General features: G+C 60.5%; 11 protein-coding genes. 1 reads left to right on the top strand and 10 read right to left on the bottom strand.

All coding sequences use genetic code 11. The features are described 5' to 3' along the window. Window positions 1-121: 121 nt before the first annotated feature. The 7 genes from lpdA to sdhC all read right to left on the bottom strand — a co-directional run bounded on the left by lpdA (window position 122) and on the right by sdhC (window position 9249). Entirely contained in the window at window positions 122-1558 is a 1437-nt protein-coding gene (lpdA, locus tag AC5QPF_RS21890; protein WP_494959855.1) for a dihydrolipoyl dehydrogenase, read from the bottom strand. A gap of 95 nt (window positions 1559-1653) precedes the next feature. Further along, the gene (gene odhB / locus AC5QPF_RS21895; RefSeq protein ID WP_494959856.1) at window positions 1654-2883 is read right to left on the bottom strand and encodes a 2-oxoglutarate dehydrogenase complex dihydrolipoyllysine-residue succinyltransferase; all 1230 of its coding nucleotides are present in this window, start codon (window positions 2881-2883) and stop codon (window positions 1654-1656) included. Window positions 2884-2923: 40 nt separating this feature from the next. Continuing rightward, complete coding sequence (locus AC5QPF_RS21900) at window positions 2924-5755, bottom strand: 2-oxoglutarate dehydrogenase E1 component (RefSeq protein ID WP_494959857.1); 2832 nt, start codon at window positions 5753-5755, stop codon at window positions 2924-2926. Between the two features lie 253 nt (window positions 5756-6008). Further along, complete coding sequence (locus AC5QPF_RS21905; protein WP_489016006.1) at window positions 6009-6713, bottom strand: succinate dehydrogenase iron-sulfur subunit; 705 nt, start codon at window positions 6711-6713, stop codon at window positions 6009-6011. Between the two features lie 11 nt (window positions 6714-6724). After that, window positions 6725-8497, bottom strand: coding sequence for a succinate dehydrogenase flavoprotein subunit (gene sdhA, locus AC5QPF_RS21910; protein WP_009396298.1), 1773 nt, complete (start codon window positions 8495-8497; stop codon window positions 6725-6727). A gap of 3 nt (window positions 8498-8500) precedes the next feature. Beyond that, on the bottom strand, window positions 8501-8869 hold the full coding sequence (gene sdhD, locus AC5QPF_RS21915) for a succinate dehydrogenase, hydrophobic membrane anchor protein (RefSeq protein WP_009396297.1): 369 nt from the start codon (window positions 8867-8869) through the stop codon (window positions 8501-8503). Continuing rightward, window positions 8863-9249 carry a succinate dehydrogenase, cytochrome b556 subunit gene (gene sdhC, locus AC5QPF_RS21920; RefSeq protein WP_458978215.1) on the bottom strand — a complete coding sequence of 129 codons (387 nt, stop codon included), beginning with the start codon at window positions 9247-9249 and terminating at the stop codon, window positions 8863-8865. The genes sdhD and sdhC overlap by 7 nt, the downstream gene beginning before the upstream one ends. A 351-nt stretch (window positions 9250-9600) precedes the next feature. On the opposite strand from sdhC, the gene gltA reads away from it, so the two are divergent. Beyond that, a complete protein-coding gene (gene gltA / locus AC5QPF_RS21925; RefSeq protein WP_330074228.1) occupies window positions 9601-10890 on the top strand; it encodes a citrate synthase in 1290 nt (429 codons plus the stop codon). Between the two features lie 102 nt (window positions 10891-10992). Here gltA and AC5QPF_RS21930 read toward each other — a convergent pair whose 3' ends face one another. The 3 genes from AC5QPF_RS21930 to AC5QPF_RS21940 form a co-directional block, all read right to left on the bottom strand. Beyond that, window positions 10993-11598 carry an START domain-containing protein gene (locus AC5QPF_RS21930; protein WP_494959858.1) on the bottom strand — a complete coding sequence of 202 codons (606 nt, stop codon included), beginning with the start codon at window positions 11596-11598 and terminating at the stop codon, window positions 10993-10995. Between the two features lie 33 nt (window positions 11599-11631). Further along, complete coding sequence (locus AC5QPF_RS21935; RefSeq protein ID WP_494959859.1) at window positions 11632-11886, bottom strand: YkgJ family cysteine cluster protein; 255 nt, start codon at window positions 11884-11886, stop codon at window positions 11632-11634. A gap of 121 nt (window positions 11887-12007) precedes the next feature. Next, window positions 12008-12511, bottom strand: coding sequence for a translation initiation factor 2 (locus tag AC5QPF_RS21940; protein ID WP_494959860.1), 504 nt, complete (start codon window positions 12509-12511; stop codon window positions 12008-12010). Window positions 12512-12515 lie beyond the last annotated feature (4 nt).

Here is a 12515-nt window from a genome sequence, read left to right on the forward strand (position 1 = left end):
GCCGCGCCACCTGTGACCGCTTGCCCCCGGTATGCTCCGGGGGTTCGAGTCCGGCGGACTTTCCGCGGTGAGTCATGCACGCAAGACTCACGACGGGCAGACCGCCGTGGTTTTCTTATAGTTAACGCTTCTTACGGTTGGCTACGTGGATGGCACCGCCATTCACGGCCAGCGCGGCTTCATGCAGCGCTTCGGACAGGGTCGGATGGGAGAAGACCATCATGCCCAGGTCTTCGGCACTGGTGCCGAATTCCATTGCGATTGCACCCTGCTGCACCAGTTCGGCAGCGCTTGGGCCAATCACGTGTACGCCCAGGACGCGGTCGGTCTTGGCATCGGCAATGACTTTGACGAAGCCACCGGTGTCGTTGGCAGCCATTGCACGGCCGCTCGCCGCGAACGGGAAGGTGCCAACGTTAACCTCAACGCCCTCGGCCTTCAAGGCTTGCTCGGTCTTGCCGACCCACGCGATTTCCGGGTGGGTGTAGATGACCGACGGGATGAGGTCGTAGTTCATCTGGGCCTTGTGGCCCTTGATGCGCTCGACAACCATGATGCCCTCTTCCGAGGCCTTGTGTGCCAGCATCATGCCGCGAACCACGTCACCGATGGCGAAGACGCCAGGAACACTGGTGGCGCAGTGATCGTCAACGAACACGAAGCCGCGCTCGTCGATGGTCACGCCGCTGTCGGCAGCCAGCAGGTCGGTGGTGACCGGACGACGGCCGACCGCAACGATCAGCTTGTCGAAGACGATCTTCTGTTCGCCGTTGGCGTCGGTGTAGGTCACTTCGACTTCTTCGCCGCTGACCTTGGAACCGGTGACGCGAGCGCCCAGCTTGATGTCCAGACCTTGCTTGGTCAGGGTCTTCAGGGCTTCCTTGGAGACCGCGGTGTCAGCGGCCATCAGGAAGGTATCCAGGGCTTCCAGGACGGTGACTTCGGCACCCAGGCGAGCCCAGACCGAACCCAGTTCCAGACCGATCACGCCGGCACCGATCACGCCCAGGCGCTTCGGTACGCTCTGGAATTCCAGGGCGCCGGTGGAGTCAACGATGACGTTCTGGTCGACCGGAGCCGGAGGAATGTCGATCGGACGGGAACCGGAAGCCAGGATCACGTTCTCGGCTTCGATGATTTCAGTGGTGCCGTCAGCCTTGGTGACTTCGACCTTCTTGCCAGCCAGCAGCTTGCCGTGGCCCTGGATCGAGGTCACGCCGTTGGCCTTGAACAGGGTGGCGACACCGCTGGTCAGGTTCTTGACGATGCCAGCCTTGCGGCCAACCATCGCGGCGACGTCCATCTTGACTTCGCCGGTGGAGATACCGTGGACGTTGAAGCTCTCTTTGGCTTCCTTGTACTTCCAGGAGCTGTCCAGCAGCGCCTTGGATGGAATGCAGCCAACGTTCAGGCAGGTACCGCCCAGGGCCAGCTTGCCGTCGGCATCGGTGTATTTCTCGATGCAGGCAGTGGAGAAGCCCAGTTGCGCGGCTTTGATGGCGGCCACGTAGCCGCCAGGACCTGCACCAATTACTACTACGTCGAACTTCTGGCTCATAAAAGATTCCTTTATAGCTTCAAGCAGCAAGCCTCAGGCTGCAGGGCGACCGGCTTCTCTTCGAAGCCCGCGCCCCGCAGCGTGCGGCTGCGTGATTAGATATCCAGCAGCAGACGTGCCGGGTCTTCCAGCAGGTTCTTGATGGTCACCAGGAAAGTCACGGCTTCTTTACCGTCGATCAGGCGGTGGTCGTAGGACAGCGCCAGGTACATCATCGGACGGATCACGACCTGGCCATTGACGGCCATTGGACGCTGGATGATGTTGTGCATGCCGAGGATCGCGGCTTGCGGCGGGTTGACGATCGGGGTCGACATCATCGAGCCGAAGGTACCGCCGTTGGTGATGGTGAAGGTGCCACCGGTCATCTCTTCGATGGCCAGCTTGCCGTCACGAGCCTTCTTGCCGAAAGTGGCGATGCCGTTCTCGATTTCCGCCAGGCTCATCGACTCGGCGTTACGCAGTACCGGTACCACCAGGCCACGGTCGCTGGAGACGGCAACGCCGACGTCCGCGTAGCCGTGGTAGACGATGTCGTTGCCGTCGATCGAGGCATTGACAGCCGGGAAGCGCTTCAGCGCTTCGGTGGCGGCCTTGACGAAGAACGACATGAAGCCCAGGCGCACGCCGTTGTGGGACTTCTCGAACAGGTCCTTGTACTTCGAACGCAGGGCCATGACTTCGGTCATGTCGACTTCGTTGAAGGTGGTCAGCATGGCCATGTTCGACTGGGCTTCGACCAGACGCTCGGCGATCTTGGCGCGCAGACGGGTCATCGGCACGCGCTTCTCGGTGCGGTCGCCAGCGGCGGTGACCACAGGAGCAGCAGCGGCAGCCGCGGCCGGCTTGGCAGCCGGTGCAGCGGCAGGTGCGGATTTCTTCGCGGCAACGGCGGCTACGACGTCTTCCTTGGTCACGCGACCGCCCTTGCCGGTACCGGCAACGGAAGCCAGGTCGATGCCGTTCTCTTCAGCCAGCTTGCGCGCGGCCGGAGCGGCGATCGGGTCGTCTTCGCCAGCGTCGGCGGCAGCAGCAGCCTGGGCAGGCGCGGCAGCTGGAGCGGCGGCAGGAGCAGCAGCGGCAGCACCGCCAGCTTCGATCGAACCCAGGACTTCGTCGGAGAGGACAGTATCGCCTTCGTTCTTGACGATAGCGCCCAGCACGCCGTCAGCGGTGGCCAGCACTTCAAGGACGACCTTGTCGGTCTCGATGTCGACGATCAGGTCGTCGCGCTTGACGGCTTCGCCCGGTTTCTTGTGCCAGGTGGCAACGGTGCCGTCGGCAACCGATTCCGGGAAGGTAGGGGCTTTGATCTCGATAGCCATTATCAGTGGTTCCTTAATTCGGTTTCAGGTGCGCGAGGCATTAAACGGTGAAGGCATCTTGCAGCAGTTTTTCCTGCTGCTCGGCGTGCATCGAAGCGTAACCACAGGCTGGCGCGGCAGACGCATCACGACCAGCGTATTCGAGTACCAGGGCCTTGTTGTGACGGCCCAGGATGCGACGCATGTGGTGTTGGCTGCTGTACCAGGCGCCCTGGTTCATCGGTTCTTCCTGGCACCACACGACGTTCTTGAGCTCGGTGTATGGGGCGAGGATTTCGACCAGATCGTCCTCAGGGAACGGATACAGTTGTTCGATACGCACGATGGCGATGTCTTCACGACCTTCGGCACGGCGTTTTTCCAGCAGATCGTAGTAGACCTTGCCGCTGCAGAGGATCAGACGGGTGACTTTCTTCGGATCGAGGGTATCGATTTCCGGGATTACCGTCTGGAACGAGCCTTCGGCCAGATCTTCCAGGGTCGAGACGGCCAGCTTGTGGCGCAGCAACGACTTCGGCGTCAGCACGATCAGCGGTTTGCGCAGCGGACGGATCACCTGACGACGCAGCAGATGGTAGATCTGCGCCGGGGTAGTCGGTACGCAGACCTGGACGTTGTGCTCGGCGCACAGTTGCAGGTAGCGCTCAAGACGTGCCGAGGAGTGCTCAGGGCCCTGACCTTCATAACCGTGTGGCAGCAGCATGGTCAGGCCGCACAGACGACCCCATTTGTGCTCGCCGCTGGTGATGAACTGGTCGACGACCACTTGCGCGCCGTTAGCGAAGTCACCGAACTGGGCTTCCCAGATCACCAGCGCGTTCGGCGTGGTGGTCGAGTAGCCGTATTCGAAGGCCAGAACAGCTTCTTCGGACAGGAACGAGTCGTACAGGTCGAAACGTGGCTGGCCCGGGAAGAGGTTCTGCAGCGGGATATAGGTGCTGGCGTCCTTCTGGCTGTGCAACACCGCGTGGCGGTGCGAGAAGGTGCCGCGGCCGATATCCTGGCCGGTCATGCGGATCGGATGACCTTCGAACTGCAGCGTGGCGTAAGCCATGGTCTCGGCGTAACCCCAGTTGATCGGCAAGCCACCGGCCTGCATCTTCTGACGGTCTTCGTAGATTTTCGAGACCTGGCGCTGAACCACAAAGCCTTCCGGCAGCTCCAGCAGCTTGGCGGACAGTTCCTGCAGGGTCTTGAGATCGAAACGAGTGTCGTGACGCGCGGTCCAGGCATGACCCAGGTATGGACGCCAGTCGACGAACAGCTCCTTGTTCGGTTCCTTGACCAGGCTCTTCACCACGTGCAGGCCGTTGTCCAGGGCGTTACGGTACTCGTCGACCTTGGCCTGCACGCGTTCGGCGTCCAGACGACCGGCTTGCACCAGGCTGTCGGCGTACAGCTCACGGGTGGTGCGCTGCTTGGAGATCTGTTGGTACATCAGCGGCTGGGTGCCGTTCGGCTCGTCGGCCTCGTTGTGGCCGCGACGACGGTAGCAGACCAGGTCGATGACCACGTCACGCTTGAACTGCATGCGGTAGTCGACGGCCAGCTGGGTCACGAACAGCACGGCTTCCGGATCGTCGCCGTTCACGTGCAGGATCGGCGCCTGGATCATCTTGGCGACGTCGGTGCAGTACTCGGTGGAACGGGAGTCCAGCGGGTTGCTGATGGTGAAACCAACCTGGTTGTTGATCACGATGTGCACGGTGCCGCCGGTCTTGAAACCGCGGGTCTGCGACATCTGGAAGGTTTCCATGACCACGCCCTGACCCGCGAACGCGGCGTCACCGTGGATGGAGATCGGCAAGACCTTGTCGCCAACAGCGTCGTTGCGGCGATCCTGACGGGCACGGACAGACCCTTCCACCACTGGCGAGACGATTTCCAGGTGGGACGGGTTGAATGCCATGGCCAGGTGGACTTCGCCACCAGCGGTCATCACGTTGGAGGAGAAGCCCTGGTGGTACTTCACGTCACCGGAGCCCAGCTCGACCTTCTTCTTGCCTTCGAACTCGTCGAACAGCTCGCGCGGGTTCTTGCCGAAGGTGTTGACCAGCACGTTCAGACGGCCGCGGTGGGCCATGCCGATCACGACTTCCTTGGTGCCGTAGGAGCCGGAACGCTGGATCATTTCGTCCAGCATCGGAATCAGACTTTCGCCGCCTTCCAGGCCGAAACGCTTGGTGCCCGGGTACTTGGTGCCCAGGTACTTCTCCAGACCCTCCGCCGCAGTGACGCGCTCGAGCAGGTGACTCTGGATATCGGCGGAGAAGGATGGACGCCCACGCACGCTCTCCAGACGCTGCTGGAACCAGCTGCGCTGCTCGGAGTCGACGATGTGGGTGAACTCGGCGCCAATGGTGCGACAATATGTCTGCTGCAAAGCCTCGAAGATTTCGCGTAGGCTCGCCTCCTCCTTGCCGATGAACAGGTCGCCGGCACGGAAGGTCGTATCAAGATCGGCATTGGTCAAGCCGTAATGATTGATCGACAGGTCTACTGGCGCAGGGCGCTGCCACAACCCCAACGGGTCGAGCTTCGCAGCTTGGTGGCCGCGCATACGGTAGGCCTGGATCAGTCGCAGCACTTCGACCTGCTTCTTCTCGTGTTCACTGCTCACGCTCCCGGCGGATACCGGTTGGGCGCGGCGCTGGTTCTTCGCCAGCAGTACGAAATGGTCGCGGATCGTCGAGTGCGATACATCGGTAGCAGTGCTGCCTTCGGCGGGCAACTTCTGGAAGTAGGTGCGCCACTCTTCTGGCACAGCGTTAGGGTCGTGCAGGTAGAGCTCATAAAGCTCTTCCACATATGCAGCGTTACCACCTGACAGGTGGGCGCTGTTCCACATGCGCTGCATCACGCTTTCTTGCATGCTTGGTCACCCTCGGTTAGGGGCCTCGATCGGCAGAACCACGTAAGCCTGGAGTCTTCTCACCAAAACCAGGCCTGCAAGATCCCGCAGATTTACCGGGTACCAGCCCGGATGCCCCTGCTGGTCTCATATCTTCATAGGTAAAAGCTCGGGCTTATGACCCTCGCTCGGGTTTCACCTCGGTGCGGGCTAGCGCCCGCACTTTGGCGTACTGCGGTTACAACTTCACACTTGCAACATCACACTTTCAGAATCAGGTACCGCTCTGGAGCAGCATGTTACGTACGTGACCGATTGCCTTGGTCGGGTTCAGACCTTTCGGGCAGACGTTCACGCAGTTCATGATCCCGCGGCAGCGGAACACGCTGAACGGGTCATCCAGGGACGCCAGGCGCTCCTGGGTCTTGGTGTCACGGCTGTCGGCCAGGAAGCGATAGGCCTGCAGCAGAGCGGCTGGACCGAGGAACTTGTCAGGGTTCCACCAGAACGACGGGCAAGAGGTCGAGCAGCAGGCGCACAGGATGCACTCGTACAGACCGTCGAGCTTGTCACGCTCTTCTGGCGACTGCAGACGCTCGATGGCCGGGGCCGGGGTGTCGTTCTGCAGGAATGGCTTCACCTTCTCGTACTGCTTGTAGAAGATGCTCATGTCGACGACCAGGTCACGGATTACCGGCAAACCTGGCAGCGGACGCACCACCAACTTGTTACCTTTTACGACAGAGGACAGCGGCGTGATGCACGCCAGGCCGTTCTTGCCGTTGATGTTCATGCCGTCGGAACCGCAAACGCCTTCACGGCAGGAACGACGGTAGGAGAAACCTTCGTCCTGTTCCTTGATCAGCGCCAGCACGTCCAGCACCATCAGGTCCTTGCCACCGGTGTCGATCTGGAACACCTGGGTTTTAGGCGCCGAGTCGGTATCCGGGTTGTAACGATAAACTTCTACTTGCAACATGGCGGCCACCCTTAGTAAGTCCGGACTTTTGGTTCGAACGCCGGTACGGTCTTCGGCGCGAAGTTGACTGCACGCTTGGCAACCCGCTTCTCACCTGGGAAGTACAGGGTGTGGCACAGCCAGTTTTCGTCGTCACGGTCTTCGTAGTCTTCACGGGCGTGGGCGCCGCGCGACTCTTTACGGACTTCGGCCGCGATGGCGGTAGCTTCGGCGACTTCCAGCAGGTTCTGCAGCTCCAGCGCTTCGATACGCGCGGTGTTGAAGGCCTGGGACTTGTCGTTGATCTTGACGTTGGCGATGCGCTCACGCAGGTCGGCCAGCTGGGCGATACCTTTCTGCATGTATTCGCCAGTACGGAACACACCGAAGTAGTTCTGCATGCAGCTCTGCAGCTCGCGCTTCAGGGTTGCCACGTCTTCACCGGTGGTGCGCTCGTTGAGCTTGTTCAGACGGTTCAGGGCGACTTCGACATCGGTGTCGCTGGCGTCGCGGTACTCGATACCGTCGGTCAGCGCTTTTTCCAGATGCAGGCCGGCGGCGCGACCGAAGACCACCAGGTCGAGCAGCGAGTTGCCGCCAAGGCGGTTGGCACCATGGACCGAAACGCAAGCGACTTCACCTACGGCGAACAGACCCGGAATGATCTGGTCCTGGCCGTTGGCGTCCTGGGTGATGGCCTGGCCATGAATGTTGGTGGCAACGCCACCCATCATGTAGTGGCAGGTCGGAACGACCGGAACTGGCGCGACGACCGGGTCAACGTGAGCGAAGGTCTTCGACAGTTCGCAGATACCCGGCAGGCGGCTGTGCAGCACTTCCTCACCAAGGTGGTCGAGCTTCAGCATCACGTGGTCGCCGTTCGGGCCACAACCATTGCCCGCGATGATCTCTTTCACCATCGAACGGGCGACGACGTCACGACCGGCGAGGTCCTTGGCGTTCGGCGCATAGCGCTCCATGAAACGCTCGCCATGCTTGTTGATCAGGTAGCCACCTTCACCGCGGCAACCTTCGGTAACCAGTACACCTGCGCCGGCGATGCCGGTTGGGTGGAACTGCCACATCTCGATGTCCTGCACCGGCACGCCGGCGCGCAGGGCCATGCCCACGCCGTCACCGGTGTTGATCAGGGCATTGGTGGTCGAGGCGTAGATGCGACCGGCGCCGCCGGTAGCCAGCACAGTGGCCTTCGAACGAATGTACTGGGTTTCGCCGGTTTCGATGCAGATCGCGATCACACCGACGAATGCGCCGTCCTGGTTCTTCACCAGGTCAACCGCATAGTACTCGTTGAGGAAGGTGGTGCCTGCCTTAAGGTTGCCCTGATACAGGGTGTGCAGCAGCGCGTGACCGGTACGGTCGGAAGCGGCACAGGTACGGGCAGCCTGGCCACCCTTGCCGAAGTCCTTGGACTGACCACCGAACGGACGCTGGTAGATACGACCGGTTTCGGTACGGGAGAACGGCAGACCCATGTGGTCCAGCTCGAAGACTGCAGCCGGGCCCTCCTGACACATGTACTCGATAGCGTCCTGGTCACCGATGTAGTCGGAACCCTTGACGGTATCGTACATGTGCCAGCGCCAGTCATCGTTCGGGTCGGCCGAAGCGATGGCGCAGGTGATGCCACCCTGGGCCGATACAGTATGCGAACGGGTCGGGAAGACCTTGGTGATCACGGCAGTCTTGTGACCGCCCTGGGCCAGCTGCAGCGCTGCGCGCATGCCGGCACCACCGCCGCCAACAATGATGGCGTCGAAAGAAATCGTTGGAATGATAGCCATGAATCAGATACCCCAGAGAATCTGCACACCCCAGACGAAGTACGCGAACATCGCGACACCACATACCGCCTGGAACAGGAAACGAATCGCAGTCGCCGATTTACCGAACGCCATAGGGGTCAGGTAGTCGGTCGCAATGGTCCACATGCCGACCCAGGCGTGAGCGCCCAGGGCAACCAGTGCCAGCAGACTGAAGATACGCATCGCGTTGTTGGAGAACAGAGCGTGCCACTGGGCATATTCGATGCCAGGGTGCGCAACCAGGTAGCCGATCAGAAAAATGAAATAAGCCGCGAGAACGACCGCAGAAACGCGCTGCGCCATCCAGTCATAGAGGCCCGAACGCGACAGGTTCGTGACGTTGGTTACCATATCCAAACTCCCGCCAGGATGATCACCACCACGGAGATGACGATGACGATTTTCGAGCCCAGTTTGCCGCCTTCCAGCGTCTCACCGATGCCCATGTCCATGATCAGGTGGCGCACACCGGCCACCAGGTGATACAGCAAGGCGGACAGCAGAGCCCAGAACACGAACTTGGCCAGCGGACTGGTCAGACACGCCTTCACCTCGCCGAAGCCTTCCTCGGAACCCAGGGATTTGCCCAATGCATAAAGCATGATGGCCAGGCCCAGGAACAGGATGACGCCGGAGATACGGTGGAGAATGGACGTGTAAGCGGTGATCGGGAGTTTGATGGTCCTTAGGTCTAGGTTTACAGGTCGTTGGCTTTTCACGGCTTTTTTCACACTGAAGAGCCCCTAGCAAGCAGGGCAAAGTTGTTGGTAAGTGTACTGGTCAGGTACCCACCACCCAGGGAGCGGCGACCCCCAGAGAGACGGGCGCGCAAGCCCTTGGAGGTCGGGTGCCGAGTATAGACAGTTAGGCTACTAATGACAACGTGAAGGGCTAGCCCAAATAGCGCATTGCCTTTACCGGACAAAAGGCGTAAATGGGCGGGATTTTCGAGGAAAAACAGGGCCTAAAGCCTATTACAACCATGCTTTAGGCAAATTGACTTTCGAATTTATCTCACTATAGTGGTGCGGGCCCTGCGTGGGGGGTCTGTCAGATGATTTCAAGCATTAATAGGAGGCCACATGGCTGACAAAAAAGCGCAGTTGGTCATCGAGGGCGCAGCCCCCGTCGAGCTGCCCATTTTAACCGGCACCGTTGGTCCAGATGTTATCGACGTTAGAGGGTTGGGGGCCACGGGTCACTTCACTTTCGACCCTGGTTTCATGGCGACCGCATCCTGCGAGTCGAAGATCACCTACATCGACGGCGACAAGGGCATCCTGCTGCATCGCGGCTACCCGATCGAACAGCTCGCCCAGCAATCCGACTACCTCGAAACCTGCTACCTGCTGCTCAACGGCGAACTGCCGAACGCCGAGCAGAAGGCCCAGTTCGTCAGCACCGTGAAGAACCACACCATGGTGCACGAGCAGTTGAAGTCCTTCTTCAACGGCTTCCGCCGCGACGCCCACCCAATGGCCGTCATGTGCGGCGTGGTTGGCGCCCTGTCGGCGTTCTACCACGACTCGCTGGACATCAATAACCCGCAGCACCGCGAGATCTCCGCCGTGCGCCTGGTCGCCAAGATGCCGACCCTGGCGGCGATGGTCTACAAGTACTCCATGGGCCAGCCCATGATGTACCCGCGCAACGACCTGTCGTACGCGGAAAACTTCCTGCACATGATGTTCAACACCCCGTGCGAGATCAAACCGATCAGCCCGGTGCTGGCCAAGGCGATGGACCGGATCTTCATCCTCCACGCCGACCACGAGCAGAACGCCTCCACCTCCACCGTGCGCCTGGCCGGCTCCTCGGGTGCCAACCCGTTCGCCTGTATCGCCGCCGGCATCGCCGCACTGTGGGGCCCTGCCCACGGCGGTGCGAACGAAGCCGTGCTGACCATGCTGGATGAAATCGGCGATGTCTCGAACATCGACAAGTTCATCGCCAAGGCCAAGGACAAGAACGATCCGTTCAAGCTGATGGGCTTCGGCCACCGCGTCTACAAAAACCGCGACCCGCGCGCCACCGTGATGAAGCAGACCTGCGACGAAGTCCTGCGCGAGCTGGGCATCAAGAACGACCCGCAACTGGAACTGGCCATGCGCCTGGAAGAGATCGCCCTGACCGATCCGTACTTCATCGAGCGCTCGCTGTACCCGAACGTCGACTTCTACTCGGGCATCATCCTGAAGGCGATCGGCATTCCGACCAGCATGTTCACCGTGATCTTCGCCCTGGCACGTACTGTCGGCTGGATCTCGCACTGGAAGGAAATGCTCTCCAGCCCCTACAAGATCGGCCGTCCTCGCCAGTTGTACACCGGCTACGAGTCCCGCGACCTGGTCAAACTGGAAGACCGCAAGTAAGCTTCGGCCGAATGCGAAAAAAGGCTGCCTGATGGCAGCCTTTTTATTGGGCAGTATTTCTACAGTTGCCGAAAAAGCAGTATTCCCGGCAACTGTAACGCTTCACTTAGCCTTTTCGGCCCGCTCCTTCAGCGCCTTCAGGGTATTGAACGGCGCATCCACGATGAACTTGTTCGCAACCATGGCTGGCACGCTGCCCCCAGGCTCGGTATGCAATTGATAGGTCACTTCGGTGGAGTCACCTCTAGGCACCAACTTCCAGAAGCCGTCGGCCGCAGCAACACGAACGAAGCCTTTCTCTTCCGGCTGATAGGTCGGTTCAGCATTGATCTTGCGGGTCACGCTGCCGTCCGCCTCCTGGACCGTGGTGATATGCAGAATCGAATCCCGCGGCGTCACCGGCCACGGCGTATTGAACTGAGCATAGGTCCAGCTCTGGTCACCTTCGTGCTTGAGCAGCTTCTGCAGCTTGCACTCGTGAATCCAGGCACAGGAGCCAGCCACGTCCTCCTGTAACTTCGTGATGGTCGCCACCGGCGCCTTGATCACGGTCTCGCCACGATAGGCCTTGTACTTGGAACCTGGCACCTCACTGAGGGAAACCTTGATCCCCTCCTCATTTTTGGCGACTTCCCATTGCTCGGCCAACGCCATGCTCGACAAGGCAGTCAAACCCACGATTACTGCTACACGCTTCAACGATCTCATCCGCTTGTTTTCCTTGTTGTCGAAGATCAGCCTTCAGGCCGCAGTCATCTGCTCCCACCAACCGATGATCCTGATCGCCTCGTCGCGATCCGTGCCGCAGACCTCGCTGTCCGCCTTGAAACCCGAACAGACCGCCGGACGTTCCGGCTTGCCGAACAGATCGCACAGATTGACGGCGGACAGGTGAATGCAGCGCTCGCCGGCCGGCTTGCCGTCGGGCATGCCGGGAATGAACGAGCTGATCGATGGCGCAATGCAGCAGGCTCCACAGCCTTCACGGCATTTCATGGAAATCAGAACCTCAGAGAAGCAAATAGTGCGGATGAAAGGATAGTAGCGACTAAAACAATCGTTTGAAATTACCGACAGGATGAAATAACGCTGACCGACCAGTTCCCGTCGTGAACGGCTACTGCTTGAATTCGAATTCGATGGCGGCGCCTTCGATCTCTTGCTGGCGGCTTTCGTTGCGCAATTGCAGCTGCATTTCGTTGCTCAGCAGGCGGCCATTGAGCTGGAACGGGCTTTGCGTCTCAGGCTTCTCACCGAACATCGCCGGCAGCAGCGGCTTGCGCACTTCGGCCTCGATCTGCTCAACCGGCTTCATGGTCTTGACCATGTCCGGTGGCAGGCTGAGGTCGAGCTTGACCTTGGGCAGCGGTGCGGCAATGGCATCCGCCTTCTTGCGACTGGGCGTCTTGCTGGCCTTGATCGGCTTTTTCACCGGCTTCTGCGTGGCAGCAGGCTTCTTGGCCGGTTGCGGCCTGGCCTTGCCGGCCTCGACTTTCTGCGCCGGTGCCTTCGACTCGGCTAGCAACAGAGGGGCAGCCGCAGGATTGGCCAGCGCCGGGGCGACCAATGGCACCGCGAGCAAACCCGCCAACAGCAGACCGGCACAACGCAATGGAGTCATAGGC

This window comes from Pseudomonas sp. Con_6 (assembly GCF_059379395.1).

Bases quoted from the DNA above. Each gene is read 5' to 3' on its own strand.
- AC5QPF_RS21900 (WP_494959857.1), bottom strand. From the start codon at position 5,755: ATGCAAGAAAGCGTGATGCAGCGCATGTGGAACAGCGCCCACCTGTCA.
- AC5QPF_RS21930 (WP_494959858.1), bottom strand. From the start codon at position 11,598: ATGAGATCGTTGAAGCGTGTAGCAGTAATCGTGGGTTTGACTGCCTTG.
- lpdA (WP_494959855.1), bottom strand. From the start codon at position 1,558: ATGAGCCAGAAGTTCGACGTAGTAGTAATTGGTGCAGGTCCTGGCGGC.
- odhB (WP_494959856.1), bottom strand. From the start codon at position 2,883: ATGGCTATCGAGATCAAAGCCCCTACCTTCCCGGAATCGGTTGCCGAC.
- AC5QPF_RS21905 (WP_489016006.1), bottom strand. From the start codon at position 6,713: ATGTTGCAAGTAGAAGTTTATCGTTACAACCCGGATACCGACTCGGCG.
- sdhD (WP_009396297.1), bottom strand. From the start codon at position 8,869: ATGGTAACCAACGTCACGAACCTGTCGCGTTCGGGCCTCTATGACTGG.
- gltA (WP_330074228.1), top strand. From the start codon at position 9,601: ATGGCTGACAAAAAAGCGCAGTTGGTCATCGAGGGCGCAGCCCCCGTC.
- AC5QPF_RS21935 (WP_494959859.1), bottom strand. From the start codon at position 11,886: ATGAAATGCCGTGAAGGCTGTGGAGCCTGCTGCATTGCGCCATCGATC.
- AC5QPF_RS21940 (WP_494959860.1), bottom strand. From the start codon at position 12,511: ATGACTCCATTGCGTTGTGCCGGTCTGCTGTTGGCGGGTTTGCTCGCG.
- sdhA (WP_009396298.1), bottom strand. From the start codon at position 8,497: ATGGCTATCATTCCAACGATTTCTTTCGACGCCATCATTGTTGGCGGC.